Annotated in this window: 27 protein-coding genes and 1 rRNA gene; 20 read left to right on the forward strand and 8 right to left on the reverse strand. The window is 68.3% G+C overall.

Annotated elements, in window-relative coordinates; all coding sequences use genetic code 11:
- The 3 genes from FZ029_RS11340 to edd form a co-directional block, all read right to left on the reverse strand.
- Positions 1–267 (reverse strand): 16S ribosomal RNA (locus FZ029_RS11340); the annotation flags it as partial.
- 421 nt (positions 268–688) lie between these two features.
- A complete protein-coding gene (zwf, locus tag FZ029_RS11345) occupies positions 689–2,209 on the reverse strand; it encodes a glucose-6-phosphate dehydrogenase (RefSeq protein WP_149199354.1) in 1,521 nt (506 codons plus the stop codon).
- 151 nt (positions 2,210–2,360) lie between these two features.
- On the reverse strand, positions 2,361–4,199 hold the full coding sequence (gene edd, locus FZ029_RS11350; RefSeq protein ID WP_149269339.1) for a phosphogluconate dehydratase: 1,839 nt from the start codon (positions 4,197–4,199) through the stop codon (positions 2,361–2,363).
- A gap of 272 nt (positions 4,200–4,471) precedes the next feature.
- Between edd and FZ029_RS11355 the strand changes: the two genes are divergently transcribed.
- The 9 genes from FZ029_RS11355 (at position 4,472) to pqqE (ending at position 11,028) form a co-directional block, all read left to right on the forward strand.
- Positions 4,472–5,338 (forward strand): SIS domain-containing protein, encoded by an 867-nt coding sequence (locus tag FZ029_RS11355; protein WP_247892263.1) that lies wholly within the window; start codon positions 4,472–4,474, stop codon positions 5,336–5,338.
- Positions 5,339–5,579: 241 nt separating this feature from the next.
- A complete protein-coding gene (gene pedF / locus FZ029_RS11360) occupies positions 5,580–6,032 on the forward strand; it encodes a cytochrome c-550 PedF (RefSeq protein WP_149269341.1) in 453 nt (150 codons plus the stop codon).
- 171 nt (positions 6,033–6,203) lie between these two features.
- A complete protein-coding gene (locus FZ029_RS11365) occupies positions 6,204–6,854 on the forward strand; it encodes a response regulator transcription factor (RefSeq protein ID WP_149199350.1) in 651 nt (216 codons plus the stop codon).
- A gap of 238 nt (positions 6,855–7,092) precedes the next feature.
- Positions 7,093–7,581 carry a rhodanese-like domain-containing protein gene (locus FZ029_RS11370; RefSeq protein WP_149269342.1) on the forward strand — a complete coding sequence of 163 codons (489 nt, stop codon included), beginning with the start codon at positions 7,093–7,095 and terminating at the stop codon, positions 7,579–7,581.
- Positions 7,582–7,624: 43 nt separating this feature from the next.
- Positions 7,625–7,798, forward strand: a complete 174-nt coding sequence (gene pqqA / locus FZ029_RS33600) for a pyrroloquinoline quinone precursor peptide PqqA (protein WP_247892264.1) — start codon at positions 7,625–7,627, stop codon at positions 7,796–7,798.
- A gap of 87 nt (positions 7,799–7,885) precedes the next feature.
- On the forward strand, positions 7,886–8,818 hold the full coding sequence (gene pqqB, locus FZ029_RS11380; protein WP_149269343.1) for a pyrroloquinoline quinone biosynthesis protein PqqB: 933 nt from the start codon (positions 7,886–7,888) through the stop codon (positions 8,816–8,818).
- Positions 8,815–9,591 carry a pyrroloquinoline-quinone synthase PqqC gene (gene pqqC / locus FZ029_RS11385; RefSeq protein ID WP_149269344.1) on the forward strand — a complete coding sequence of 259 codons (777 nt, stop codon included), beginning with the start codon at positions 8,815–8,817 and terminating at the stop codon, positions 9,589–9,591. Before pqqB ends, pqqC begins: the two co-directional genes overlap by 4 nt.
- Positions 9,588–9,884, forward strand: a complete 297-nt coding sequence (gene pqqD, locus FZ029_RS11390) for a pyrroloquinoline quinone biosynthesis peptide chaperone PqqD (RefSeq protein WP_149199347.1) — start codon at positions 9,588–9,590, stop codon at positions 9,882–9,884. The genes pqqC and pqqD overlap by 4 nt, the downstream gene beginning before the upstream one ends.
- Before the next feature lie 25 nt (positions 9,885–9,909).
- Positions 9,910–11,028 carry a pyrroloquinoline quinone biosynthesis protein PqqE gene (pqqE, locus tag FZ029_RS11395; RefSeq protein WP_149269345.1) on the forward strand — a complete coding sequence of 373 codons (1,119 nt, stop codon included), beginning with the start codon at positions 9,910–9,912 and terminating at the stop codon, positions 11,026–11,028.
- A 7-nt stretch (positions 11,029–11,035) separates the two neighbouring features.
- Here pqqE and FZ029_RS11400 read toward each other — a convergent pair whose 3' ends face one another.
- Positions 11,036–11,455, reverse strand: a complete 420-nt coding sequence (locus FZ029_RS11400) for an Lrp/AsnC family transcriptional regulator (protein WP_149269346.1) — start codon at positions 11,453–11,455, stop codon at positions 11,036–11,038.
- 134 nt (positions 11,456–11,589) lie between these two features.
- Between FZ029_RS11400 and FZ029_RS11405 the strand changes: the two genes are divergently transcribed.
- A complete protein-coding gene (locus tag FZ029_RS11405; protein ID WP_149269347.1) occupies positions 11,590–12,150 on the forward strand; it encodes a cysteine hydrolase family protein in 561 nt (186 codons plus the stop codon).
- Positions 12,151–12,178: 28 nt separating this feature from the next.
- Here the strand turns inward: FZ029_RS11405 and FZ029_RS32970 are convergent, their stop codons facing one another.
- The gene (locus FZ029_RS32970; RefSeq protein WP_188051903.1) at positions 12,179–12,355 is read right to left on the reverse strand and encodes a hypothetical protein; all 177 of its coding nucleotides are present in this window, start codon (positions 12,353–12,355) and stop codon (positions 12,179–12,181) included.
- Positions 12,356–12,523: 168 nt separating this feature from the next.
- On the opposite strand from FZ029_RS32970, the gene FZ029_RS11410 reads away from it, so the two are divergent.
- From FZ029_RS11410 to FZ029_RS11440, 7 genes are all read left to right on the forward strand, one after another.
- The gene (locus tag FZ029_RS11410) at positions 12,524–13,456 is read left to right on the forward strand and encodes an ABC transporter substrate-binding protein (RefSeq protein WP_149269348.1); all 933 of its coding nucleotides are present in this window, start codon (positions 12,524–12,526) and stop codon (positions 13,454–13,456) included.
- 9 nt (positions 13,457–13,465) lie between these two features.
- On the forward strand, positions 13,466–14,650 hold the full coding sequence (locus FZ029_RS11415) for an ABC transporter permease (protein ID WP_247892265.1): 1,185 nt from the start codon (positions 13,466–13,468) through the stop codon (positions 14,648–14,650).
- Positions 14,647–15,591 (forward strand): ABC transporter ATP-binding protein, encoded by a 945-nt coding sequence (locus tag FZ029_RS11420; RefSeq protein ID WP_149269349.1) that lies wholly within the window; start codon positions 14,647–14,649, stop codon positions 15,589–15,591. Before FZ029_RS11415 ends, FZ029_RS11420 begins: the two co-directional genes overlap by 4 nt.
- A complete protein-coding gene (locus FZ029_RS11425; RefSeq protein ID WP_282184146.1) occupies positions 15,588–16,346 on the forward strand; it encodes an ABC transporter permease in 759 nt (252 codons plus the stop codon). The genes FZ029_RS11420 and FZ029_RS11425 overlap by 4 nt, the downstream gene beginning before the upstream one ends.
- Positions 16,347–16,656: 310 nt before the next feature.
- A complete protein-coding gene (locus FZ029_RS11430; protein ID WP_149269350.1) occupies positions 16,657–17,628 on the forward strand; it encodes a thiamine pyrophosphate-dependent dehydrogenase E1 component subunit alpha in 972 nt (323 codons plus the stop codon).
- 16 nt (positions 17,629–17,644) lie between these two features.
- Positions 17,645–18,616: a pyruvate dehydrogenase complex E1 component subunit beta gene (locus FZ029_RS11435; protein ID WP_149269351.1), complete on the forward strand. Its 972-nt coding sequence runs from the start codon at positions 17,645–17,647 to the stop codon at positions 18,614–18,616.
- A gap of 166 nt (positions 18,617–18,782) precedes the next feature.
- The gene (locus tag FZ029_RS11440) at positions 18,783–19,322 is read left to right on the forward strand and encodes a hypothetical protein (protein ID WP_149269352.1); all 540 of its coding nucleotides are present in this window, start codon (positions 18,783–18,785) and stop codon (positions 19,320–19,322) included.
- Positions 19,323–19,349: 27 nt separating this feature from the next.
- Here FZ029_RS11440 and FZ029_RS11445 read toward each other — a convergent pair whose 3' ends face one another.
- The 3 genes from FZ029_RS11445 to FZ029_RS11455 are packed head-to-tail and all read right to left on the reverse strand — an operon-like array spanning position 19,350 to position 22,950.
- Entirely contained in the window at positions 19,350–19,949 is a 600-nt protein-coding gene (locus FZ029_RS11445; RefSeq protein WP_149269353.1) for a PqiC family protein, read from the reverse strand.
- 21 nt (positions 19,950–19,970) lie between these two features.
- Positions 19,971–21,632 carry an MlaD family protein gene (locus FZ029_RS11450; RefSeq protein ID WP_149269354.1) on the reverse strand — a complete coding sequence of 554 codons (1,662 nt, stop codon included), beginning with the start codon at positions 21,630–21,632 and terminating at the stop codon, positions 19,971–19,973.
- Positions 21,625–22,950 carry a paraquat-inducible protein A gene (locus tag FZ029_RS11455; protein ID WP_247892266.1) on the reverse strand — a complete coding sequence of 442 codons (1,326 nt, stop codon included), beginning with the start codon at positions 22,948–22,950 and terminating at the stop codon, positions 21,625–21,627. Before FZ029_RS11455 ends, FZ029_RS11450 begins: the two co-directional genes overlap by 8 nt.
- Positions 22,951–23,157: 207 nt before the next feature.
- Between FZ029_RS11455 and FZ029_RS11460 the strand changes: the two genes are divergently transcribed.
- The 3 genes from FZ029_RS11460 to FZ029_RS11470 all read left to right on the forward strand — a co-directional run bounded on the left by FZ029_RS11460 (position 23,158) and on the right by FZ029_RS11470 (position 25,745).
- Positions 23,158–24,015, forward strand: a complete 858-nt coding sequence (locus FZ029_RS11460) for a GntR family transcriptional regulator (protein ID WP_247892267.1) — start codon at positions 23,158–23,160, stop codon at positions 24,013–24,015.
- Positions 24,016–24,081: 66 nt separating this feature from the next.
- Positions 24,082–24,912: a transporter substrate-binding domain-containing protein gene (locus FZ029_RS11465; RefSeq protein WP_247892268.1), complete on the forward strand. Its 831-nt coding sequence runs from the start codon at positions 24,082–24,084 to the stop codon at positions 24,910–24,912.
- A gap of 185 nt (positions 24,913–25,097) precedes the next feature.
- Positions 25,098–25,745 carry an amino acid ABC transporter permease gene (locus FZ029_RS11470; protein WP_149199335.1) on the forward strand — a complete coding sequence of 216 codons (648 nt, stop codon included), beginning with the start codon at positions 25,098–25,100 and terminating at the stop codon, positions 25,743–25,745.

Below are 25,745 nucleotides of genomic sequence, written 5' to 3' on the forward strand. Positions count from 1 at the left end.
CTCTCAGACCAGCTACGGATCGTCGGCTTGGTGCGCCGTTACCACACCAACTACCTAATCCGACGCGGGCCCCTCTCATGGCGTAAACTTTCCCCCGAAGGGCACATCCGGTGTTAGCGTCCGTTTCCAGACGTTATTCCGAACCATAAGGCAGGTTCCCACGTGTTACTCACCCGTGCGCCACTAAGGCCGAAGCCTTCGTTCGACTTGCATGTGTTAGGCATGCCGCCAGCGTTCGTTCTGAGCCAGGATCAAACTCTCAGGTTCAGATCGCAAGACCGAAGCCACGACTGACAGGACCGCCTTAGCGATCTCCTGAAACGTCGATACTGTTACAGTTTCTCTGCTCAAAAGATGCACAGACGATCCTCATTGTGCCGATCCCCTTCAGAGAACCAACACCCCAAGGCCGCAACGGCTACCAACTGCCGCCGCCTGCGCATCCCTTCTCACAACACGGTATAAACTTGTCAAAGAACCCGCCCGATGCAGAAACCGAAAGCTCCGCCGAACCTCTGGGGTTCAGCAGTCAAGCGCCGGTTTGTCGGGCTTCCCCGTCGCGTGTCGGTCGCTGCCGTTTCGGCGGCGCCGGCGTCGTTCGCGTCGGGAGGCGCTTTATATGCGGCACCCCCCAAACCGCGCAAGACCTTTTTTCATCTCCCATGACGATTTTTTGAACGAGCCGCCGTCAGAAGGCGGCCGACGGGATCTCGTCGTCGTGCCAAGTGCGGCCGTCGCGCTCGATCAGGGCAATGGACTGCGAGGGGCCCCAAGTGCCGGCGATGTAGGGCTTCGGCATCTCGTGCCGGGCCATCCAGCCGTCGATGATCGGTTCCGCCCACTGCCATGCCGCCTCGACCTCGTCACGCCGCATGAACAGGGTGGAGTTGCCGCGCACGACATCCATCAGCAGGCGTTCGTAGGCATCCGGGAACCGGCCGCCGAAGGTCTGGGCGAAGCTGAGATTCAGCGCCGCCGGCCGCAGACGCATGCCGCCCGGTCCCGGCTCCTTGGTCATCAGATGCAGGCGGATGCTCTCGTCGGGCTGGAGCCGGACGATCAGGCGGTTGGCCTGCAGCTCGCCCGCTCCCTGCGGGAAGATCGAGTGGCGGATCGGCCGGAACTGGATGACGATCTCCGACATCTTGGCCGGCAGCCGCTTGCCGCTGCGCAGGTAGAAGGGCACGCCGGCCCAGCGCCAATTGTCGATCTCCAGCTTCAGCGCGACGAAGGTCTCGGTGCCGCTGCCGGGCGGGATGCCGGGTTCGTCAAGATAGCCGGGCACCGCACCGCCGGCGACCGCGCCGGCGCGATACTGGCCGCGGACGGTGCAGCCGCCGATCTCGTCCGGCCCGATGGGCTTCAGCGAGCGCAGAACCTTCAGCTTTTCATCGCGCACCGATTCCTGGGCGAGCGAGATCGGGCACTCCATGCCGACGAGACAGACGAGCTGCAGCAGATGGTTCTGCACCATGTCGCGGAGCGCGCCGGACTGGTCGTAATAGCCGCCGCGCTCCTCCACGCCGACCGTCTCGGCGACGGTGATCTGCACATGGTCGATATGGTCGGCGTTCCAAAGCGGCTCGAACAGGGAGTTGCCGAAGCGCAGAGCCAGCAGATTCTGCACCGTCTCCTTACCCAGGTAATGGTCGATGCGGTAGATCTGCGGCTCGGTGAAGACGGCACCGACCCGGTCGTTGATATCCTGCGCCGACGCGAGGTCGCGGCCGATCGGCTTCTCCAGCACGACGCGCGAGTCGGGCGTGGCGAGACCGAAAGCGCGCAGCTGGTCGCTGACCGGGCCGAACAGGCTGGGAGAGGTGGCGAGATAGAAGATGCGGACGGCGTCGTTGCTGCGCGACGGCGGATTGTTCAGCCGGTCCGCCAGTTCGTCCCAGCCGTCGTCGGAGGTGACGTCGACCGGCACATAATCCAGCCGCTCCAGGAAACGCGCGATCACCGCGGTATCGCGCTCATCCGCCGGCACATGCTGGCTGATCGCCTCCTCCGCCTTGGCGCGGTAATCCGACGGGGCGAGCGGGCTGCGCGAGACGCCGATGATGCGGCTGCCGTCGGCCACCTGCCCCGCCTTGTCGCGCAGATAAAGCGCCGGCAGCAGCTTGCGCAGGGCCAGATCGCCGGTGCCGCCGAACACCGTATAGTCGAAGGGAGGCAGTGCGGGGGCTGCGACGGTGGAGCGGGAGTGCATCTTCGGACCTCTCGACGTCGATGGCACGGTGCCTTCGGCAACCCGTGCGTCATGGTGCCACAGGGATGGGCCGGTCACAATGCGGGCCGGCATGGCCCGATGCCGGCCCAAGGTTCCAGGGTTTTCTCCTGCCAGCTCAGCCCGGCAGGTTTCAGCCCAGCAGGTTGAGGACGGACGCGCCGCTCTCCGCCGGGCCGGCATTGTTGCGGAATAGGGAGAACAGCTCCCGCCCGCAGCCGTGGGAGGCATCCTCGCTCGGCGGCGGGGGAGCGCCGCGGCTCTCCCACTCGGCGGCATCGACCAGAGCATTCAGAGTCCCGGCCTCCGCATCCAACCGCAGGATGTCGCCGTCGCGCACGCGGCCCAGCGGACCGCCGCCCTTCACCTCCGGCGTGACGTGAATGGCGGCCGGTACCTTGCCCGACGCGCCGGACATGCGGCCGTCGGTCACCAGTGCGACCTTGAAGCCCTTGTCCTGCACCACGCCCAGCGGCGGCGTCAGCTTGTGCAGTTCCGGCATGCCGTTGGCGCCGGGGCCCTGATAGCGGACGACGACGATCACGTCGCGGTCGAGTTCGCCGGCGCGGAAGGCGACCTGAACGGCTTCCTGACTGTCGAAGACACGGGCCGGTGCCTCGACGAGGCGATGCTCCGGCTTGACCGCCGAGATCTTGATGACGCCGCGACCGAGGTTGCCGGTCAGTACGCGGAGGCCGCCTTCGGCCGCGAAGGGAGCCGCGGTGGTGGCGACGACCGCCGGGTCGCCGCTCTGGTCGGTGGCTGCGCGGGTCCAGGTCAGGGCGCCGCCCTCGTCCAGTTCCGGCATGCCGCGATAGGGCTCCAACCCGCCCTCGCCATAGATGGTGGAGATGTCGGTGTGGACGAGCCCGGCGTCGATCAGCTGGCCGATGATGAAAGGCATGCCGCCGGCCTGATGGAAGCGGTTCACGTCGGCGGTTCCGTTGGGATAGACGCGGGCCAGCAGCGGGACGACCGCCGAAAGCTCCGCGAAGTCCTCCCAGTTCAGTTCGACGCCGGCGGCGGCGGCGATGGCCGGGATGTGCAGGGTATGGTTGGTCGAGCCGCCGGTCGCGAGCAGCCCGACGATGCCGTTGACCAGCGCGCGCTCGTCGACGATGCGGCCGATGGGGGTGCCGGCGCCGGGTGTGGTCATCGCCACCACCCGGCGGGCGGCGGCGTCGGTCAGCGCATCGCGCAGGGGCGTGTTGGGGTTGACGAAGCTGGCGCCCGGCAGGTGCAGGCCCATGATCTCCATCAGCATCTGGTTGGTGTTGGCGGTGCCGTAGAAGGTGCAGGTGCCGGGCGCGTGGTAGGACTTGGACTCGGCCTCCAGCAGTTCCTCGCGGCCGACCTTGCCCTGGGCATAGAGCTGGCGCGCCTTGGCCTTGTCGGCGTTCGACAGGCCTGACGGCATCGGGCCGGCGGGCACGAAGATCGTCGGCAGATGGCCGAAGGCGAGCGAGCCGATCATCAGGCCGGGGACGATCTTGTCGCAGATGCCCAGGCACAGCACGCCGTCGAAGGTCGCATGGGACAGCGCCACACCGGTCGCCAGCGCGATCACGTCGCGGCTGAACAGTGACAACTCCATCCCCTCATAGCCCTGGGTGACGCCGTCGCACATGGCGGGCACGCCGCCGGCGACCTGCGCCACGCCGCCGGCCGCACGCACCGACTCGCGGATCATGGCGGGATAGCGCTCGTAGGGCTGATGGGCCGAGAGCATGTCGTTGTAGGCGGTGACGATGCCGATCGACGGCTGGGTCTCGCCGCGAAGCGCCGCCTTGTCGTTCGCCCCGCAGGCCGCGAAGGCGTGGGCGAGGTTGGCGCAGCCAAGGCGGTGGCGGCGCGGCTTCCCGCCTGCGCTCTCCAGCCGCGCCAGATAGGCGGCACGGCGGTCGCGGCTGCGCTCGGCGATGCGCTCCGTCACGCGGGCGACGACAGAATTCAGGGGGGCGGGCTTGCTCATGATCGCGTCTCGACCGTTTGTGGGAGGCGATGATTTCCGAAACGGACCATACGCCAGGGGCAGCGGACTGTGAAGAAAATTTTTTTCATATATGGGGTGCTTCGACTGGATTTCTCGCCATACACGGCAAAATTCTTCATAGTGACAGGAGCACCCCTTGCAGCACCGCGACTGTCCGGCAACCAGCAGGTCCGCCCCATCCAGGGAGTTAACTTTACGTCATGGCATCCCCGGTCAACAGCGCAGCCGCCAATCCTGCACCAACGGACATATTGGATGAGGTTCGCCGGCTGCGGGGCGAACTGAAACGGTCGGAAGGGCAGATCGCGGATCTGGTGCTCAGTGACCCGCGGCGGGTGCTTGACCTCAACGTCACGTCCCTGGCGCAGGCGGCCGAGGTCAGCGAGGCGACGGTCGTCCGCTTCTGCCGCAGCGTTGGTTGCGGCGGCTTCCCGGACTTCAAGCTGCGGCTCGCCGAATCACAGGCGCGCGATGCACTGCGTGGCGAGGTGCGCAGCGGCACCCCTTATGTCAGCCAGGATGTGGCGCCGGATGACGATGTCGGCACTCTGGCGCGAAAAATTTTTTCATCGAGTGCCGCGGCCCTGACCTCGGCCTCCGCAACGCTGGATGACGGGGCGCTGGAGCGGGCCATCGCCCTGCTGGCGGATGCACCGCGCGTGCTGTGCGTCGGCACCGGCGGGTCGAGCGCGCTGGCCCAGGACGCTGCGCACAAGCTGCTGCGCTTCGGTGCCGACGCCCAACCCTGTGCCGATCCGGTTCTGGCACGCATGCTGTTGGTCAATATGGCGGCCGACGGGGTGTTGCTGGCGCTGTCCAACACCGGGCGCAGCGGGACGATCAACGAGTTGGCGGCGGCGGCGCGGGCGCAGGGCACTGCCGTGGTGGCGATCACCGCGCCACGTTCTCCGCTGGCGGCGATGGCAAGCGTGGTCATCGCCAGCCAGCCGGTGGAGGACACCGAGATGTACACCCCGATGGCATCGCGGCTGGTGCACCTGACGCTGATCGACGTGCTGTCGACCGGCGTGGCTCTCCGGCTGGGTGACCCGGCGGTGCGGCAGTTGGCCAAGGTGAAGGCGGCGATCAATGCCGGACGGCTGCCGTCCCTGACCTGACGACCGCGACCCCCGGCCGGCGGCATGCCGCATGCGTCATCCGACCATCGACCAAGACGGTACGGCGTGAGCGTGACCGTGCACACGGCTCTTGTACCATCGTCGAATAAATACGCGAACGAACGATTGCTATCCTCGGCCGCAATCAGAATCGGCAACCGTCCTGCGCACCCGCGAAACCGGGCCAACGGCAGGACGGCAAGCGAAAGCCGAATGACGGATGCAGGAAGAGGACGCACAGATGACGCACAGGTCCGCCACGCCGCCCAAACGCCTCCGCCGCCTGGCCCCCTTCGCTCTTGCCGGGTTGATGGCGGCAGGCCTCGCCGGTCCGGTCTTCGCCCACGGCGATGTCGTTCCCCAGCCGGTCGACACCACCGGGCTGGAGAAGCTGGGCGAGACCTGGCGGGACAGCAATCCCTATCGTGGCAACGAGCGCGCCATCGAGATCGGCGCGTCGGCCTTCAACCAGAACTGCGCACGCTGCCATGGGCTGGGTGCGGTGTCCGGCGGCATCGCTCCCGACCTGCGCTATCTGGAAAAGGGCGACGCCGGCGACGAGTGGTTCAAGGAGCGCGTCACCAACGGTTCGATCCGCAACGGCGTGACCTATATGCCGAAGTTCGGCGAGGCGTTGGGACAGGAGGCTCTGTGGGCAATCCGTTCCTGGCTGGAAACCGTGCACGAGGAATGACGGCAGGGTCCAGACGATGGGGGTACGCCCAATGGCAGTGCGGCATGTTCGCGCACAAAACAATTGGCATCATTCGCGATGTTGCGCCTCCCCATTTCGGTCTGACACAATGGATGCGGGAAGCCTTCCCGCAGTTTGTTCTATCCGCCGCTGTGCAAGGAACCGCAGGCCATGACTCGGATCCTGATTGCCGATGACCACCCGATGGTGCGCGATGCGTTGCGCAGCGCGGTGCTTTATTCCTGTCAGGCCACCGACGTGATGGAGGCGGACCGGCTCGACAGCGTCATGCAGGCGCTGGAAGAGCGGGGCGACCTCGATCTCGTTCTGCTGGACGTCAACATGCCCGGCATGAACGGGCTGGGCGGGCTGCGTACGTTGCGCCAGCGTTTTCCGGCAACCCCGGTCGTCGTCGTTTCCGCCCATGAGGAGCGCCGCTGGGTGCGCGAGGCGATGGAGAGCGGGGCCGCCGGTTTCATCCCCAAATCGACCCCGCGCGACGCCATCGCCGCGGCGCTGCGCCAGGTGCTGAACGGCGAACTCTATGTTCCGCCCTCCGCCACCGACGAGGACGCCGCCGAGGTTCTGGAAGATGCCGAGACCGCGGAGATCGCGCGCCGCATCGCCACGCTGACGGCGCAGCAGTTGCGGGTGCTGGAACTGCTGGGCACCGGCAAGCTGAACAAGGAGATCGCCTTCGATCTCAGCATCACCGAGACGACGGTGAAGGCCCATGTCTCCGCCATCCTGCAGAAGCTGAAGGTCTACAGCCGCACCCAGGCGGTGGTGATCGCCAACCGCGTTCTGGCCGACCGGCGGTGAGGGGCTTGTGCGGCTATCAGCGCTCTTGATTTACCTAACCCTGCCCCCTCCCCGACCCTCCCCCGCTTCGCGGGAGAGGGAGTTTGGTGGCAGGGCTGCGGAGTTCCCTCTCCCGCGTAGCGGGGGAGGGTTAGGGAGGGGGCAAAGCTGGAGGGGGCAAAGCTGGAGGGGGCGAGACTTCCCGAAGATCGCCACTCTCCTCCTCGCTCTCCTCCCCACCCCCGCCCTCGCCACCGGTGTGCCGCAGCCGGAAGGCTACCGCCTGTCCGATTACCGCTCCCCCACGCCCGATGGCGTGACCGGCGCGACGACGGTCGACACGCCGGCCGTGCAGTCCCTGCTGTTGCAGGGCCGCGTCATCCCGATCTTCGTCCAGCGGCTGGAGCGCAGCACGCTTCCGGGCGGACCCTGGCTGCAATCGAAGCCCTACCGGCAGATCCCCGGCAGCGTCTGGCTGCCCAATGTGGGGGTGGGCGCACCGGACGCCGCGACGCTCGGCTGGTTCGAATCCAATCTGGAGCGGCTGACCGGCGGCGACCGGGCGCGTGATCTTTTGTTCTACTGCCTGTCCGATTGCTGGCTTTCATGGAACGCCGCCAAGCGCGCGGTGTTGCTTGGTTATGCCCGGGTCCATTGGTACCCGACGGGCATCGACGGCTGGATGGAAGCCGGCCTGCCGACGGAGGAAGCGCACCCGCTGCCGCCGCCGGCCGCTGCCGCCCCCTGACGCCGCAGGTGGTCCGGCGCCGAAAGAGGTGGCGGATTACACCATGGTAGCATGGCGGTCGACCGCCCCCGACCGCTACTCTTCACCTTGCCAACCATCATGGTCAGCAACAGTCAGCAAGCAGGAGTATCACGCGATGAAGACCTGGCGCAAACCCAAGACCACCGAGATCGCCGTCGGCACCGAGATCAACGCCTACGCCTGCGCCGGCCTGTAAGCCGGACGATCGGAGACCGGGGAAGGACGGCGTGACATCCTCTTCCCCGGCCCTTTCTCTCCCAGGACCGTGCATGAGACGGTGGCCATGAAGATTCTCGTACTCGGTTCGGCGGCCGGCGGGGGCTTCCCGCAATGGAACTGCGCCTGCGAGGGATGCCGCCGTGCCCGTTCCGGCGACCCGGCGGCAAAGCCGCGCACCCAATCGTCGCTGGCGGTTACCGCCGACGGCGAGCGCTGGCTGCTGCTGAACGCCTCGCCCGACCTCGGCGCGCAGTTGCTCGCCAGCCCGCAGCTGCATCCCCAGGGAGCCCTGCGCGGAAATCCGATCAGCGCGGCCCTGCTGACCAACGCCGACATCGACCATGTCGCCGGGCTGCTGACCTTGCGCGAATCCCACCCCTTCGCCGTCTATGCCACGCCGCGCGTCCACGGCGTGCTGGCCGCCAACAGCGTCTTCAACGTGCTGAACCCGGAACTGGTCGCCCGCCGGCCGGTGGCGCTGGGCCAGCCGTTCCAGCCCGCCGGCGCCGACGGCCGGCCGCTGGGGCTGGAGGTGGAGGCGTTCGCGGTGCCCGGCAAGGTGGCGCTCTATCTGGAGGACGCGTCGGCCGGCCCCGGCTTCGGTTCCGTCGCGGAGGACACGGTCGCTTTGCGCATCCGACCGACCGACGGTTCCAGCGACGGCTTCTTCTACATCCCCGGCTGCGCCGGCATGCCGGGCTGGCTGGCCGACCGGCTGTTCGGTGCGCCGCTCGTGCTGTTCGACGGCACCACCTGGACCGACGACGAGATGATCCGCAGCGGCACCGGGGTGAAGACGGCTGCACGCATGGGCCACATGCCGATGTCGGGACATGCCGGCAGCATGGCCGCCTTCGCGCCGCTGAACGTCGCCCGCAAGATCTACATCCACATCAACAACACGAACCCCGCCCTGCTGGAGGATTCGCCCGAACGGGCGGAGGCCGAGGCGGCCGGCTGGCGCATCGCCCATGATGGGCTGGAGCTGACCCTATGACCGAATTCATGTCCCGCGAGGAGTTCCGCGCCGCCCTCTATGCCATCGGCGAGCGGCAGTATCACGACCTCCACCCGTTCCATCAGCTTCTGCACGGCGGCAAGCTGCAAAAGGGGCAGATCCAGGCCTGGGCGCTGAACCGCTTCTATTATCAGGTGTCGATCCCGCGCAAGGATCTGACCATCATGTCGCGCATGGACGACCCGGCGCTGCGCCGCGCCTGGATGCAGCGCGTGCTGGACCATGACGGGCTGACCCAGACCGGCGAAATGGACGAGACGAAGGTCGGCGGCATCGAACGCTGGCTGCGCCTCACCGACGGGCTCGGGCTGGATCGCGACTACGTGAAGTCTCTGGAAGGCATCCTGCCCGCCACCCGCTTCGCGGTGGACGCCTATGTCAACTTCGTCCGCGACCATTCGCTGCTGGAGGCGGTGGCGTCCTCGCTGACCGAGCTATTCGCGCCGTCCATCCACCGCGAGCGCATCGCCGGCTTCGAGCAGAACTATGCCTTCGCCAACGACAGCACGCTGTCCTACTTCCGCAAGCGGCTGGACGAGGCGCCGCGCGACGTGGAGTTCGGGCTGGATTATGTGCTGACCAACGCCAAGACGGGCGAACAGCAGCGGCAATGCCTGCGCGCCCTGCGCTTCAAGACGGAGCTGCTGTGGGCGCAGCTGGACGCCCTGCACCATGCCTATGTCACCCCCAACCTGATCCCGCCCGGCGCCTTCGTGCCGGCGGACATGGAACCGACGCGGTACAGCCGGTGAACGCGATCGCCCCCCATCTGACAGAGACCGACCGGCTGCGGCTGGCCCCCGGCGTCATGCTGCGCAACGACCGCCGCCGCGAGCAGTGGATGCTGATGGGGCCGGAACGGCTTCTGGTGCTGGACGAGATGGCGCTGGCGATCGTCCGCGCCTGCGTCGGGCCGGAGATCGCCGACGTGGCCGCCGGCATCGACCGGTTGACCGTGGAGTATGATGCCCCGCGCACCGAGGTCGCCGCCGACGTTCTGGAGATGCTGACCGACTTGCGCAACAAGGGCTATGTCATCACATGAGGTGCCTCCCCAGGAGATGCGTCCAATGAGCTGCGCCCTGCCCGCCTTCGCCGCCGCTTCCAATGCCGAACCGGCCCCGCCCTTTGCCGTGCTGATGGAGCTGACGCACCGCTGCCCGCTGCGCTGCCCCTACTGCTCCAACCCCGTGGCGCTCGACCCCGCCAGCGCCGAACTGGACACCGCCACCTGGAAGCGCGTGCTGGACGAGGCGGCCGACGTCGGCGCCCTGCAGGTCCATTTCTCCGGCGGCGAGCCCTGCGTCCGCAAGGATCTGGAGGAGCTGGTCGCCCACGCTACGGAAATCGGGCTCTACAGCAATCTCATCACCTCGGCCGTGCTGCTCGACCAGCCGCGGCTGGAGCGGTTGCAGCGGGCCGGGCTTCAGCATGTGCAGATAAGCCTGCAGGACGCGGAGGCCGCCGGGGCCGACCGCGTCGGCGGCTTCAAGGGCGGTCACGTGAAGAAGCTGGAGGTCGCACGGGCGGTTGTCCGGCAGGGTCTGGCGTTGACCATCAACGCGGTGCTGCATCGCCACAACATCGACCGTGTGAACGACGTCATCGATCTGGCGATGGATCTCGGCGCCGGGCGGATCGAGATCGCCAACGTGCAGTATTACGGCTGGGCGCTCGCCAACCGCGCGGCGCTGATGCCGTCGCGAGACCAGCTGCTGGCGATGGACGCCGCGGTGCGCGCCCGCCTGCCCGAACTGGCCGGTCGGATCGTGGTCGATTACGTCGTGCCCGACTATTACGCCCGACGGCCGAAGAGCTGCATGGGCGGCTGGGCGCGCCGCTTCATGAACGTGAACCCGCGCGGCCGGGTCCTGCCCTGCCACGCGGCGGAGACGATTCCGGGAATGGAATTCGAGACGGTGCACGACCGCAGCCTGTCCGAGATCTGGCGCGACGGTCCGGCCTTCACCCGCTATCGCGGCACCGACTGGATGCCGGAGCCCTGCCAATCCTGCGACCATAAGGAAGAGGATTGGGGCGGTTGCCGCTGCCAGGCCCTGGCGCTCGCCGGCAGCGCCGATGCCACCGACCCGGTCTGCGAACTGTCACCGGCCCATGCCGACGTTGCCGTTCTGCGCGACCGTGACGCCGCCGCGCTGGACAGTGATTGGACCTATCGCGGCGCCTGACACGTCTCTATGAGAAGCGTTCGAGCACCATCTGCGTCGTCACTTCGGCCACGCCGGGCATGCCGGCGATGGCGGCGCGGATCGCTTCGATGCCGCGAATGTCGGGTGCCTCCGCCCGGATGACCAGATCGATCGCCCCGGCCACCGCATCCATCGCGACGATGCCGGGAATCCGCCGCAGTTTGGGAACCAGCTGGGCACAGCTCCGCCCAGGCTCATGGCGCAGCAGGAAATAGGCGGCGACACAATCCGCGGCCGGGCCGTCCTCGACCGTCGTGAAGCCCCGGATGACCCCCGACTTCAGCAGCCGGTCCAACCGTTCCTGGGTGGCGCTGCGCGACAGCCCGACGTCGCGGGCCAGCGCCACCAGCGTGCGGCGGGCGTCCTTGCGCAAGGCCGCCAGCAGAAGCCTGTCCTTCTCGTCCATCCCCGTCCCCACACCCCCACACCCGCACCCGGCGGCGAAATGCCGGTCGGCCGGCATCTTGCCGGGCTGCAACCGGCAGCCTTTCGGCGGAACTTAGCGGACAGGGACCATGGACGATTTGCACGGAGTATCCAATGACCTTGCTTCCGGCCAACTCGCTTCTGCTGCCGGTGGACATGCAGCGCGCCTTCGACGGGCCGTCCTGGCCGAAACGCTGGAACCGCGCGGCCGACCACAACGGCCTGCGCCTTCTCGCCGCGTGGCGGCGCAGCGGCCGGCCGGTGATCCATGTGCGTCACGATTCGGCGGAGCCGGCCTCCACCCTTCGCCGCGGGCAGCCCGGCAACCAATTCCGCGAAGGATTCGAGCCGCTGGACGGCGAAGCGGTGGTCGCCAAGAGCGTCAATTCCGCCTTCATCGGCACCGATCTGGATTTGCGGCTGCGCCGGCTCGGCATCGAACGGCTGGTGGTGTTCGGCATCTCGACCGACATGTGCGTGTCTACCACGATCCGCACCGGTGCCAATCTGGGATGGCCGATCACGCTGGTCAGCGACGCCTGCGATTGCTTCGAACTGCCGGACGGCCTGGGCGGGACGATCCCGGCGGAGCAGGTCCACACGGTTCATGTCGCCACGTTGCGCTATGAGTTCTGCGAGGTGACCACCACCGCCGGAATCATCGAACGCCTGTAGCTCACCGGGCGCGCCGGGCGGCGGCCGTTCAGGCCCTGTCGCCCGATCCGCCCTTCTTGCCGCCGCCGTCCTGCTTGTTGACGGTCGCCCACGCCCGCCGTTCCGCCTCGTCGTGTGAGACTCCGCGCTTTTCGTAGCCCTCCTCGATATGCTCGGCCTTGCGCTTCTGCTTGTCGGTGTATTTGTCCTTGTCGCCCTGGGACATCGGGTCCTCCTGTTGCGGTTTCCCGTACAACAGACCGTGGCAATGGGAAGTTCCTCCGTGGAATAGGCTGAAACGCATATCCGGGACCGGACAGACGAAAAGCGCGGCTTGCCGTGAGCGACGCCGTCACCCATCCTTTCCCCAATACTTTCAGGGGGAGGTTCAGGGGTGTTCACGATCTTCAACAAGGGCCGCGCCATCATGGGGGCGGCGGCGCTGGCATTCGGGCTGGTCGCCGGTACGGCGCAGGCCGCGGACGCGGTGCGCGTCGGGTCCAAGCTGGATGCGGAAAGCGGACTGCTCGGCACCATGATCCTCCAGGTGCTGCAGGCCAACGGCATCCCGACGGAAAACAAGATACAGCTGGGTCCGACCAAGATCGTGCGCGGCGCGCTGCTGTCCGGCGAGATCGACATCTATCCCGAATACACCGGCAACGGCGCGTTCTTCTTCAACATCGACAGCGATCCGGTCTGGAAGAAGGCCGGCGCCGGCTATGACAAGGTCCGTCAGCTCGACAAGGAGAAGAACGACATCGTCTGGCTGAAGCCGGCCCCGGCCAACAACACCTGGGCGCTGGCCGTGCGCCATGACGTGGCCGACGCCAACACGCTGAAGACGATGGAGGATTTCGCCAAGTGGGTCGGCGGCGGCGGCAAGGCGAAGGTCGCCGCATCGGCCGAATTCGTGGAGAGCCCGGCGGCCCTGCCCTCCTTCCAGCAGACCTACGGCTTCGCGCTGAAGCCCGACCAGATGCTCGTGCTGGCCGGCGGCGACACTGCCGCGACCATCCGCGCGGCGGCGGAACAGACCTCCGGCGTCAACACCGCCATGGTTTACGGCACCGACGGAGCCATCGCCGCACTCGACCTCGTCGTCCTCGCCGATACCAAGGGCGCGCAGATGGTGTATGAGCCGGCGCCGACCGTCCGGGCCTCGGTGCTGACAGCGCACCCGAAGATCGCCGACCTGCTGAACCCGGTCTTCGCCAGCCTGGATGCCGAAACGCTGCGCCGGTTGAACGCCAAGATCTCGGTGGAGGGGCAGGACCAGAAGCAGGTCGCCACCGAATACCTGAAGTCCAAGGGCTTCCTGAAGTAAGCCGACGACGTGACCAGCCGCCTTCGCCTGCACAACCGCGTCGCCCTGCTGATGGCTCTGGCCGCTCTGGCCGCCGCCGTCGCATTGCCGTTCCTCGGCTTCGCACCGAACCGCCTGTTGTCCGGCCGGCCGGTTCCGCTGTGGACGGCGGTGCAGGGATTGGGCGGGGCCGCGGCCCTGCTGCCGGGGCTGGTCCTGTTGGCGACGCCCTTCCTGCGGCCAACCCGCTTCGGCCTCGGACTGACCGTCGCGGCCGGCGGGCTGTTCACGGCCGGGCTGGTCTGGCTGGCGGGCGTCCAGGCGGCGGCGCTGGCGCAGGGAGCGTCCGCGGCGGCACGAACCTCCTTCGCCTCCGGCTTCTGGGTGATGGCGGCGGCGGGTCTGTTGGCGGCGGTCGATGCCGCGCGCCGGCTGGGGCTGGGTGCCGTCGGCCGGATGGCGGTCGGTGCGGCGATCGCCGGGCTTGTAGCCCTGCAACTGGTCTCCGGCCATCTCGACGCCCTGTCGATCCTCAAGGAATACGCCAACCGGCGGGAGGTGTTCGCCGACGCCGTGTTGCGCCATGCCATGCTTGTGGCGGCGGCGCTGGTCCCGACGCTGCTGATCGGCCTGCCGCTGGGCGTGGCGGCTCACCGGGTGCAGGCGGTCGGACGCGCGGTATTCCCGATCCTGAACGTGGTGCAGACTGTGCCGTCCATCGCCCTGTTCGGACTGCTGATGGCACCGCTGGCCGCACTCGGGGCCATGCTGCCGGGATCGGGGATCAGCGGGGTCGGGCCGCTGCCGGCGGTGATCGCGCTGACGCTCTATTCTCTGCTGCCGATCGTGCGCAACACCGCGGTCGGGCTCGACGGCGTGCCCGCTCCGGTACGGGAAGCCGCGAGGGGCATGGGGCTGACGCAACGCCAGATCTTCCTGCGCGTCGACCTGCCGCTGGCGCTGCCGGTCTTTTTGTCGGGGCTGCGCATCACCGTGGTCCAGGCGGTCGGGCTGGCGGCGGTGGCGGCGCTGATCGGGGCCGGGGGCCTCGGCGCCATCATGTTCCAGGGGCTTTTCGCAAACGCGCTGGACCTCGTGCTGCTGGGGGCCGTTCCCGTCATCCTGCTGGCGGTGGCGGCCGACGCCCTGTTGTCCATCGGCATCGCCGCCGCCACCCACCGCATCGGCGTTCTGCCGGGAAGGAGTGCGCCATGATCGAATTCGAGCGCGTGACCAAGCGCTTCGGCTCCTGGACGGCGGTGGATGCCGTGTCCTTCACCGTGGCGGAGGGGGAGTTCCGCGTGCTGATCGGGCCGTCCGGCTCCGGCAAATCGACGGTGCTGCGGATGATCAACCGGCTGATCCCGGCCGACGAGGGCGCCATCCGCATCGACGGCGAGGACATCGCCTCGCTGAAGCCGGAGGAGCTTCGCCGGCGCATGGGCTACGTCATCCAGTCGGTCGGGCTGTTCCCGCACTGGACGGTGGAGCGCAACATCGCCACCGTCCCCGGCCTGCTCGGCTGGCCCAAGGCGCGCATCTGCGACCGGGTGACCGAACTGCTGGAGTTGTTGAACCTCGACCCCCGCCGTTACCGCTCCGCCTATCCGCACCAGCTGTCGGGCGGACAGCAGCAGCGCGTCGGCGTCGCCCGCGCGCTGGCGGCGGAACCGCGCATCCTGCTGATGGACGAGCCGTTCAGCGCGCTCGATCCCATCACCCGCGCCAGCCTGCAGACGGAGCTGTCGGCCATCCACCGCCGCACCGGCACGACCGTGGTCTTCGTCACCCACGACATGGACGAGGCCTTGCGGCTGGGTGACAGCATCGCGGTGATGGACCATGGCCGGCTGATCCAATGCGCCAGCCCGCTCGACATCCTGACCCGCCCGGCCAGTCCGCTGGTCCGCGACCTCGTCGGGCGCGAGGAATGGGGGTTGAAGCGGCTGGCGGTGGAGACGGTCGGCGATCGCGCCCGCCGGCAGGAAAGCGCGGCCGGCGAACCGCTGGCTGCCGAGACCCCGCTGCACCGCGCCCTGTCGGAGATGGTCGCCCGCGGCACCGAACGGCTGCCGGTGGTGGACGGCGACGGCCGGCCGGCCGGCGTGCTGCATCTGTCCGACCTCGTGCGCCCCAGCACGGGCGGAACGGCATGACCGTCGCCGGCATGGCCCCGCGCGAGTTTCTAACCGACCGCCTGATTCTGGGTCTGGTGGCGCTGGTGGCGCTGGTGCTTGGCATGCCCTCGCTGAAGCCGCTGTTCGCCACGCTCTATCCCGGCCTGGACCGCCCTTTGTACGAGGCGGAGAGCTTCGTCCGCCTGACCCTCGACCATATGGCGCTGGTCGGCATCTCCAGCCTCGCGGCGATTCTGCTCGGCGGCGGGGCTGGAATCGCCGTCACGCGCCCCTGGGGGCGGGAGTTCCGCGGCCTGCTGGAAACCATCGCCACCATGGGCCAGACCTTTCCGCCGGTGGCGGTGCTGGCGCTGGCGGTGCCGGTGATGGGCTTCGGGCCCGAACCGGCGCTGATCGCGCTGACGCTCTACGCCCTGCTGCCGGTGGTGGAGAACACGGTCGCCGGGCTGGACGGCGTTCCCGCCCCGGTGCTGGATTCCGCCCGCGGCCTGGGCATGGGACCGGCGGAGATGCTGTTCCGGGTGGAGCTGGCTTTGGCCGCCCCGGTGATCCTGGCCGGCGTGCGCACCGCCGTCATCATCAATGTCGGCACCGCCGCCATCGCGTCGACCGTCGGCGCCAAGACCCTTGGCCTGCCCATCATCGTCGGGCTGAACGGATCCAACCAGGCCTACGTCATCCAGGGCGCCCTGATCGTTGCCGCGCTTGCCGTGGTGATCGATGCCGGATTCGATCGTCTGGCAATGTGGCTGGCGCGCTGGTCGCAACACTGAAAAGTCGCGATATTTCAGATAGTTATCTTGCGTGAGACAGTTAGCAATCTTTTAGCATTCCGGTAAGAAACAGTTAGTACCCGAAAGCCGATTAGCGCGCTTATGGTCCCTTCCGAACACAGGCCGTTCGGAATGCAACATCGCTGCCCCCTCCCTAACCCTCCCCCGCTTTGCGGGAGAGGGAACTCCGCCGCTCTCGGACTTAACTCCCTCTCCCGCGCAGCGGGGGAGGGTTGGGGAGGGGGCACCGGGATAAGGCAAATTAGCAAGCATGCATCCGGACGGTCCCCAATTCAGGGAGACCGCCACCATGACCATCCGTCCACTGGACCCTGTCCAGGCCCTGGAACGCATGATGCTGATCCGGGCCTATGAAGAAACGCTGATCGATCTGCACGGACGCGGGCGCGCCGCCGGGACCTGCACCTCCGTGGGGCAGGAGGCTCCGGCCGTCGGCGTCGTCTCGGCCCTGACCGCAGACGACCTGATCCTGACCAACCACCGCAGCGCCGGCCACCTGCTGGCCCGCGGCGCCGATCCCGGCCGCATGCTGGCGGAGGTGATGGGCAAGCAGGACGGCTATTGCGGCGGCAAGAGCGGGTCGCTGCACATCTCCGCCAAGGAGCTGGGCGTCGTGCTGACCTCCACCATCGTCGGCGGCGAACTGGCTCTGGCGACCGGCGTCGGGCTGTCGCGGACGATGTTGAGCAAGCCGGGGCTGAACCAGCCGGGCATCGTCGCCTGCTTCTTCGGCGACGGGGCCGCCACCGAAGGACGCTTCCAGGAATCGCTGAACCTCGCCGCGGTGTGGAAGCTGCCGATCCTCTATGTCTGCGAAAACAACCAGTGGCAGGCCTTCGTCCACCGCAAGGAGACGATGCTGGCCGACGGCATCGCCGGTCAGGCGGCGGCGCTGGGGGTGGAAAGCGCGGTGGTCGACGGCAACGACCCGCTGGCGGTGTTCGAGGCCGCCGGCGCCGCCATCGACGCCATCCGCCGCACCGGCAAGCCCTTCCTGCTGGAGGCGATGACCTACCGTCTGCGCGGCCATTTCGAGCCGGACGACCAGGGCTATGTCGACAAGGCGGAGTTGGCCCACTGGCGCGACCGCGACCCGATCCTGTGCCTGCGCGCCCGGCTTGAACGCGAAGGCCGCCTGACCGCCGAAGCCGTCGCCGCCATCGAAGCCCGCGTCCGCGCGACAATGGAGGATGCAACGGCCTTCGCCGACGCCAGCCCCTATCCGGGCCCCGATGCCCTGACCACCGATGTCTACGCCTGAGCGGAGGCCCACCACCATGACCACCATGACCGTCAACGACGCGATCTCCGCCGCCCTGGCCGAAGAGATGCGGCTCGATCCCACCGTGATGATCTTCGGCGAGGGCGTCGCCACCAAGCGCCACGACCTGCTGGCGGAGTTCGGCGGCGCCCGCGTCCGCAACACCCCGCTGGCGGAGGGCATCATCGCCGGCACCGCCGCCGGGGCCGCCGCGACCGGCCTGCGCCCGGTGGTTGACCTGCTGTTCGCCCCCTTCCTCTGCTATGCGATGGACGAGATCGTCAACAGCGCCGGCAAGCTGCGCTACATCTCCGGCGGGCAGTTCAAATTTCCGATGGTGGTGCTGGCGATGACCGGTGCCGGATGGGGCGTCGGCGCCCAGCACAACCACAATGTCGAAAGCTGGTTCGTCCACAGCCCCGGACTGAAGATCGTCATGCCCTCTACCCCCGCCGACTTCAAGGGGCTGATGAAATCGGCGATCCGCGACGACAACCCGGTGCTGGTCTTCGCCGACATCGCCCTCGGCTACAGCGCCGGAGAGGTGCCGGAGGATGCCCATGCCATCCCGCTGGGCAAGGCGGCGGTGCGGCGCGAAGGCCGTGACGTGACGCTGGTGTCCTACGCCAAGACGGTCGGCACCTGCATGGCCGCCGCCGACACGCTGGCCGCCGCCGGCATCGAAGCGGAGGTGATCGACCTGCGCAGCCTGAAGCCGCTGGACGAGGACGCCATCCTGCGATCCGTCGCAAAAACCGGCCGGCTTGTCGTGGTGCATGAGGCGAGCCGCCTGTGCGGCGTCGGCGCGGAGATCGCCGCCCTGGTGGCTGAGAAAGCCTTCACAAGCCTGCGGGCACCGGTGCTGCGCCTGACCGGGCCGGACGCGCCGGCCCCGGCCAGCTTCCCGCTGGAACAGGCCTTCGTGCCGCAGGCCGATGCGGTGGTCGCCGCCGTCCGCTCGCTGGTGGCCGAACCGGCGACCGCCTGACCGCGCACGCCTCCCGCCCTTCTCCGGCTCTCCGCGCCCCGCCTCCGCCACCGGTGGCGGGGCGCGGAGACATTCCGGGCCTCGTGAAGCCCTACTTTTGCGAATGACTTGCATTCGCATTTCGAAAAGCCTACCCTCCGCTCATCCAATCCAAGCGGAGTCCGTCATGTCCAGCATGCAGTCCCATCGCCGCTCCATGCCCGGCCGCGAGCGCTTCCAGGACCTGCGCGGCGCCGAGGCGCTGGTCGTCTCCGTTCTGCGGCTGTGGGCGGAACCGTTGCGGGAACCGGAACGCCGGCACCCGCACTGGCAGGACGGCATGGCCGAGGCCGGCCTGTCGAACGATGCGGCGGTGGCCTTTGACACGCTGATGCGCATCGTGCTGGCCGCCACCACCCGTCCGCTCGACCTGCACCGTCCGCCCTGCCCGTCTCTGGGTACGGACGAAGCGCTTCTGCTCGACATTCTGCGGCTGGCGCAGCACGACCAGCATGGCGAGGCGGGGCTGCTGATGAATGACTGGCTGCCGCTGGCCGGCGTGCGCATGGCGATGGCCCCGCTCTGCGTCCTGGCCGCCGCCCTCGGCCGTGCCGGGCTGCATCTACCGGACCCGGCAGAGGCCACACCTTCGCCGAACCGTCCAGCCGTCGGCCGCCTGGACCGGCCTCACCCCAGCGCGGACCGCGGCGCCACCCTGCTGCATTGAGGCGCCGGCAAGCTCGATCCTGCTTGGCTAACGCCGCACACCGGCGGCGATGCGGTCGGCCAGCGCTCCGACCGCTTGGCTCATTGCCCGGACCTGGGCATCGGGTCCGGTTCCGGCGGACGGCACCTCGACGATTTCGCGCGTCGGGCCGCTCTTGCGCCCGCCGGACCCGCCGCCCGGCGACAGGCTCCATTGCGCATCCAGAAGCACGCGGCCGGTGGCGTCGGCGTCGAAGCGCAGCACGGTGACGGCAAGCACCGCAGTTCCCTCCGCCACGTTGCTTCCGGCCGTCGGCAGCACCGTCGTGCCCGGCAGGCGCGCCGACAGGTCGCCGGCCAGTGTGGAGCGCAGCCCGTCGGCCAGCGGCTCGGCCCAACGGTCGAACTCCAGCGTCTCCACCCGGTTGCCGTCGATCCGGCGGACGATCTGCGGCCGGTCGATCAGCATCGGCAGGTCCAGTGATCCCAGCGCCAGGATTTGCGGCGCGGACCGGGCGGGCTGCGCCGTGCCGGCGGGCGGCACCACCGCCAGCGTGTAGAGCCGGCTCTCCGGCGTCGACTGGCAGGCCGCCAGCACGAGAAGCGGCGCCGCCAGCGCGGCATTCCGCAATCCGCGCACCCAATCCATCACCCTCTCCTCCCCATTCCGTTACCTCTTGCCCCGAAGCAGAGCCTCCGGGTGGCGTTCGAGATAGTCGGCCAGCACGCGGAAGGACCGCGCCGCATCGTTCAACTGCCGCATCACGCCGGGCAGATCGGCCTGTCCACCTCCGCCGGCCAGCAGCCCGTTGGCACTATTCAGCGTGCCCTGGGCCGCGGTCGCCACGCCGCGCAGGCTCTTCACCAGCTGCGGCAGTTGCCGGTCGGCGTCTCGCATAAGCGCGTCGGCGCTGCCCAGCGCCTTGGCAAGCGCCGCCAGCGAGCGCGCGAGGTCGGGCGAGCCGGCAACGCCGCTGATCGACTGCAGGGTGCCGCGCAGGTCGGCCAGCAGCGCGTCGAGCGGCAGCGCCGCCACCTTGTCCATCACCTGCCCGGCCGACCGTGTCAGGGACTCCAGGTCGCTTGAGGCGACGGTCGGCAGTTCCGACCGCTCGGTCCCCGGCGCCGTCGGCGGATTGCCGGGCTCGTAGTCGAAGGACACCAGCTTCTGCCCGGTCAGCAAATTGCCCGAAGCCAGCCGGCCGCGCAGCCCCTTGGCAACCTGCGTGGCGATTAGCTTGCGCACCGCCGCCTCGTCCATCGGCTTGCCGTCGATCACGGCATAGGTCCGGGCGACCAGATCGGGTTCGATGTCGATGTCGACGGGGATGTGCAGTACCTGCCTGTTCTCGTCATACTCCAGCCGCACGGCGGCGACGTGGCCGACGGTCAGGCCGCGCATCAGCACCGGCGCGCCGGCCTGCAGCCCCTGCACCGAGCCTGGGAACTCCAGCCGATAGCGCACGCGCAACCGGTCGCGCGCCGCCGCGGCAGAGGCCTGATCCTCGTAGAGGGTGAAGGTGGCCCAGTCATTTGCCTGCGCCCCGGCCTCCGGATCGGGCGGGGTTTCCAGAACGACGCCGCCCAGCGCCAGCGACTTCAGCGATTCGGTCTGGAACTTGATGCCGTCGGCCCCGGCGGAGAACTGGATGCCCGACGACCGCCAGAAGCGGCTTCCCTCATGCACCAGATTCTCGTAAGGCGCCCGGACGAAGACCGACACCGACACCGTGCGGTCCTGCGGCGACAGGTTGTAGCCCATCACTTCGCCGATCTGGACGCCACGGAAATAGACGGGAGAGCCCTGGGCCAGCGACCCCAGCTGTTCCGTCTTCAGGTTGAAGCTGCGGCCCGGCACGTCGGCGCGGATCACCGGCGGCTCGTCCAGCGCATCGAACTCCCGCCGGTCGTCGCCGCCACCGGGTTCCATCTCCACATAGGTGCCGGAAACCACCGTGCTGAGCCCCGACACCCCGCCCAGGCTGAGGCGCGGCGCCACCATCCAGAAGCGGGTCCCCTCCTTCAGGTGGCGGGTGGCGGTGCGGTCCATGCGGGCGGTGGCGATCACCTGCGACAGGTCGTCGGACAGCCGCACCGATTCGATCACGCCCAGATCGACGTTCTTGTGCTTGATGCGGGTCCGCCCGGCCTCCAGCCCGTCACCGGACTGGAAGGTGATGACGATCTGCGGCCCACGCTCCTCGAACCAGCGCCAGCCGAGCCAGCCTGCGATCAGCACCGCCACCAGCGGCAGAATCCATAAGGGCGACAGCCGCCGGCGCGACGGCGTCGCGACCTCTGGCGGATGGCCGTTCGGGGTTTCGTCAGCCATGCGGCACCGCCCCCGCTTGGCGATCCGGAGCCGGATCGGGTGCCTCCTCCTCCGCCCGGTCCCACATTACGCGCGGGTCGAAGACATGGCTTGCCACCATGGTCAGCACGACCACCGAGGCGAAGGCGATGGCGCCGGGATCGGCGCGGACGGAGGCGACGGCGCCGAATTGCACCAGGGCCGTGAGGATGGCGATCATGAACACGTCGATGTTGGACCAGCGCCCGATGGCGTCGATGATACGGTACAGCCGCGTCCGGGCATGCAGCCTTGCGGCCGAACGCCGCCACGCGGCCAGAAGGAACCAGCCGAGCCCCGCCAGCTTCAGCACCGGCACGGCGACGCTGGCGACGAAGACCAGAATGGCCAGCGGCCACAACCCGGCTTCCGCCAGCTCGTGCACGCCACTGAGGATGGTGCTGGGGGCGCCCTGGCCGAAATTGATGACGGTCATCACCGGCAGCAGATTGGCCGGGACATAAAGGACCGCGCCGGCCGTCACCAGCGCGGCGGTGCGCTCCAGGCTGTTCGGCTCGCGCGGGTGCAGGCGGCTGTGGCAGCGGGTGCAGCGCTCCGGAGCCGGGCCGTGGTCGCAGCCATGAATCCGCTGGCAGACGGTGCAGGCGACCCAGCGCGCCGGTGCCGGCGCACCGGACGGCGGAACATGGTCGATGGCCTGCCAGATCCGGCGGCTGTCGAGCGACAGGTCCATCAGCGTGCGGACCAGCACGAAGCCGCCCAGCGCCAGTCCGCCGGCCAGGAATTCGGCATTGGCGAAGCCTTTCAGCCGCGAATATCCGACCAGCAGCCCCAGCAGGAAAACGTCCAGCATCGCCCAGGGCCGCAGCCGCTCGGCCCAGGCGAACAGACGCGCCGTTTCCCGCGCATGGACGGGTGGGCGGCCTTCGTGCAGGCGCTGCAGTACGGCGATCACCGCCATGTTGCGGGCGAAAGGGGCGGCCAGCACCAGCGCGCCGACCAGCAGCGCCAGCGGCCACATGCCCTGGTCGGCCAGCGTTTCGACCCCGGTGACGACCAGACTGGTCCGGTCGTTGCCCTGGATGTTCACCCCCATCAGCGGGTTGGCGGCGATCAGCAGCAGCAGCAGGGCGCCGGCGACCGCCACCGGCAGCGCATGGTGCAGCCCGCCCCTGGTGTGCCGGAACAGCACCGCGCCGCAACGGGTACATTCGGCCCGGTGGCCCGGTGCCGGCAGGCGGATGCGGTGCAGGCGTCCGCAGTCGTGGCAGGCGACGAGATCGTCACGAACCTCCGCCACCGTCCCCATCAACCCTTCCTTGCCCGATCCGACCAGCATGCACGCACTCGAACCTTCAAAACTGCGAAACCCGCTCTCCAATTGGCTTTCTTGAACGGCTGCGCAAGCCCTTGCGAAGCGGATAGGCGAGAATCCGCCGCACCGCAGCATAGCCAAGGGCAAGATCGGGAATTCGCGATTGACCGAAAGATTATGTACATACATTATCGCCGGAACGTCACATCGCAACGCGGCGCGGAGAGCGGGGTGCAGGGGTTGGTACGGCAAAACCTGACCGGACAGGACCGCGGTGGCGGACCGGCTTCCCAGCCGGGCGATCCGGTGCAAGGTGGCCTGACCCTGGACAGCAGCCCCAGCGGCTCACTGGATGGCGCCCTGGACGGCCGCGGCCCCCTGTTCGACCAGATCAAGCGTGCCGTCGCCGGCCAGATCCTGCGCGGACGCTGGCAGGCCGGCCAGCGACTTCCCAATGAGGCGGAGCTGTCCAGCCTCTACGGCGTCTCCCGCCAAACGGTGCATAAGGCCATCGCCCTGCTGGCGCGGGAAGGGTTCCTGGTCCGCCGCCGCCGCGCCGGCACCTTCGTCGCCACCAGCCGCCGCGACCGCTTCGCCCTGCCAATCGAGGACATCGGCGACGTGGTGGCACGAGAGGGGCGTGTCTATGAATTCCGCATCCGCGACCGCAGGAGCCTCCGCAACGGCGAGGGCATCCGCTGGCCGGACCTGCCCGACGGAACGCCGATCCTGACGCTGGAATGCCTGCATTTCAGCGACGGGACGCCGATTCAGCACGAACGCCGCCTCGTCAACCTCGACGTCGTGCCGGAGGTGATTGACGAACCGTTCGACGTCGTGGCACCCAGCCGTTGGCTGGTCGACCGGGTTCCCTGGTCGTCCGCCGACCACACCGTGCGGGCGGTCAACGCCACGGCGGAGATGGCGGCGCTGCTGGGGGTGGAGGCCGGTACGGCCTGCCTGTCGATCCGGCGGCAGACCATGCATCTCAGCCGGCCGGTGACGCTGGTGCATTTCCTGTCGGTGGGCGACCGCTTCAGCCTCAGCGGGTCGTCGATCACCGACAGCGCGACAGAGTTGAATTTGTAAACACAAAAGGACCGGCGACAGCCGCCGGCCGCAACAGGGGGTCCTTTCATGATGGAGAGCAAGGCTATGGTTCGGACGATGGTCAAGGCGGCGCTGCTGGGCGCCACGATGCTGGTCGCGGGCGCCGCCGCCGGCACGGCGATGGCCGACACGCTGGCCGACGTGAAGAAGGCCGGCGTCCTGACCGTCGCCACCGAGATGCAGTTCCCGCCCTTCGATTTCCTTGAGAACAACGAATACCAGGGCGTCGACCGCGACCTGATCGACGAGGTGGCCAAGGAACTGGGCGTCAAGGCCAAGTACATGGACCTGCCCTGGACCAGCGTGCTGCCCGGCCTGGAAGCCAAGAAGTTCGATCTGGTCATCGCCCCGGTCACCATCACGAAGGAGCGCATGAAGCGCTATTCCTTCACCGTTCCGATTTCGGAGGCGACCGCCGCCCTGATGAAGCGGGCCGACGACAAGACCATCAACAAGCCGGAAGACATCGCCGGCAAGAAGGTCGGCGGCGGCAAGGGCACCTCGCAGTTGGCCCAGGTGAAGGAATACGGTCAGACCCTGCCGACGCCGCCGGACGTGCGCGAATATGTCGACAGCAACCAGTCCTACGCCGATCTGGCCGCCGGCCGCGTCGACGCCTCGGTCAACTCGCTGCCGAACCTGAACTTCGCGGCATCCAAGCGCAAGGACACCTTCGCCGTCGTTCTGCCGCCCTTCGGCAAGCCGTCCTACTTCTCCTGGGTCGGCCGCCTGGACGAGAACGACAAGAGCCTGATTGAGGCGGTCAACGCCGCCCTGGTGAAGATCCAGAAGGACGGCCGTATGGCCACCATCCAGAAGAAGTGGTTCGGCGTCTCGCAGGACCTGCCGACCACCGTTCCGGAACCGCAGCTGTAAGAGGCGCATGACCTTCCCTCTCCCGCCCCGGGAGAGGGAGGGGACCCACGAAGTGGGGAGGGTGAGGGGCAATCCGGACATGGATTCCCCAATCCTCGCATCACCCCTCACCCTTCCCAAGCTCCGCTTGGGCCCCTTCCCTCTCCCGGGGCGGGAGAGGGAAAAGATCACCTAAGGCCCACTCGATGAAGTTCAGCGTCATCATCGACGCCCTTCCCTATCTGCTGGGGGCGGCCGTCACGACCATCTGGGTCTCGCTGCTCGGCGTGCTGCTGGGGCAGGTGTTCGGCGTTGTCGTCTGCGTGGCGCGCCAGTCCGGCGGCCGGGCGGCCGACATGGCCGGCGGCGTCTATGTCAGCTTCTTCCGCGGCGTGCCGTTGCTGATCCAGCTTCTGCTGATTTACTACATGCTGCCGCTGATCGGCATCGACGTGCCGCCGCTGGTCGCCTCCGTCGCCGCCCTTGGCCTCGCGTCGGGCGCCTATGTGTCGGAGATCTACCGCGGTGCGCTGAACGCCGTCCCGCATGGGCAATCGGAAGCCGCGCTGGCGCTGGGTTTTCCCGCCCAATCGATCTGGACGCGCATCCTGCTGCCGCAGGCCTTCCGCATCTCGGTTCCCGCGCTGGTCAACGAGCTGATCCTGCTGTTGAAGGCGTCCTCGCTGATCTCCGTCGTCGGGGTGGCGGAGCTGACGCGGACCAGCCAGACCATCTCGGCCAGCAACTACCGCCCGCTGGAGATCTATCTCGCGGCCGGGCTCATCTATCTGGCGATCAACGGCGCGCTGGCCCTGTTCGGCACGCTGGTCGAACGCCGCCTGCAACAGGCCTGA

Source organism: Azospirillum sp. Sh1 (assembly GCF_008365135.1).
GTDB classification, from domain to species: Bacteria; Pseudomonadota; Alphaproteobacteria; order Azospirillales; family Azospirillaceae; genus Azospirillum; species Azospirillum oryzae.

Bases quoted from the DNA above. Each gene is read 5' to 3' on its own strand.
- FZ029_RS32970 (WP_188051903.1), bottom strand. From the start codon at position 12,355: ATGTCCCAGGGCGACAAGGACAAATACACCGACAAGCAGAAGCGCAAG.
- FZ029_RS11420 (WP_149269349.1), top strand. From the start codon at position 14,647: ATGATCGAATTCGAGCGCGTGACCAAGCGCTTCGGCTCCTGGACGGCG.
- FZ029_RS11365 (WP_149199350.1), top strand. From the start codon at position 6,204: ATGACTCGGATCCTGATTGCCGATGACCACCCGATGGTGCGCGATGCG.
- FZ029_RS11440 (WP_149269352.1), top strand. From the start codon at position 18,783: ATGTCCAGCATGCAGTCCCATCGCCGCTCCATGCCCGGCCGCGAGCGC.
- FZ029_RS11455 (WP_247892266.1), bottom strand. From the start codon at position 22,950: ATGCTGGTCGGATCGGGCAAGGAAGGGTTGATGGGGACGGTGGCGGAG.
- pqqE (WP_149269345.1), top strand. From the start codon at position 9,910: ATGAGCTGCGCCCTGCCCGCCTTCGCCGCCGCTTCCAATGCCGAACCG.
- FZ029_RS11430 (WP_149269350.1), top strand. From the start codon at position 16,657: ATGACCATCCGTCCACTGGACCCTGTCCAGGCCCTGGAACGCATGATG.
- pqqB (WP_149269343.1), top strand. From the start codon at position 7,886: ATGAAGATTCTCGTACTCGGTTCGGCGGCCGGCGGGGGCTTCCCGCAA.
- FZ029_RS11445 (WP_149269353.1), bottom strand. From the start codon at position 19,949: ATGGATTGGGTGCGCGGATTGCGGAATGCCGCGCTGGCGGCGCCGCTT.
- FZ029_RS11400 (WP_149269346.1), bottom strand. From the start codon at position 11,455: ATGGACGAGAAGGACAGGCTTCTGCTGGCGGCCTTGCGCAAGGACGCC.
- FZ029_RS11465 (WP_247892268.1), top strand. From the start codon at position 24,082: ATGGTTCGGACGATGGTCAAGGCGGCGCTGCTGGGCGCCACGATGCTG.
- FZ029_RS11450 (WP_149269354.1), bottom strand. From the start codon at position 21,632: ATGGCTGACGAAACCCCGAACGGCCATCCGCCAGAGGTCGCGACGCCG.
- pqqC (WP_149269344.1), top strand. From the start codon at position 8,815: ATGACCGAATTCATGTCCCGCGAGGAGTTCCGCGCCGCCCTCTATGCC.
- edd (WP_149269339.1), bottom strand. From the start codon at position 4,199: ATGAGCAAGCCCGCCCCCCTGAATTCTGTCGTCGCCCGCGTGACGGAG.
- zwf (WP_149199354.1), bottom strand. From the start codon at position 2,209: ATGCACTCCCGCTCCACCGTCGCAGCCCCCGCACTGCCTCCCTTCGAC.
- FZ029_RS11425 (WP_282184146.1), top strand. From the start codon at position 15,588: ATGACCGTCGCCGGCATGGCCCCGCGCGAGTTTCTAACCGACCGCCTG.
- FZ029_RS11405 (WP_149269347.1), top strand. From the start codon at position 11,590: ATGACCTTGCTTCCGGCCAACTCGCTTCTGCTGCCGGTGGACATGCAG.
- pedF (WP_149269341.1), top strand. From the start codon at position 5,580: ATGACGCACAGGTCCGCCACGCCGCCCAAACGCCTCCGCCGCCTGGCC.
- FZ029_RS11435 (WP_149269351.1), top strand. From the start codon at position 17,645: ATGACCACCATGACCGTCAACGACGCGATCTCCGCCGCCCTGGCCGAA.
- pqqA (WP_247892264.1), top strand. From the start codon at position 7,625: ATGGTAGCATGGCGGTCGACCGCCCCCGACCGCTACTCTTCACCTTGC.
- FZ029_RS11470 (WP_149199335.1), top strand. From the start codon at position 25,098: ATGAAGTTCAGCGTCATCATCGACGCCCTTCCCTATCTGCTGGGGGCG.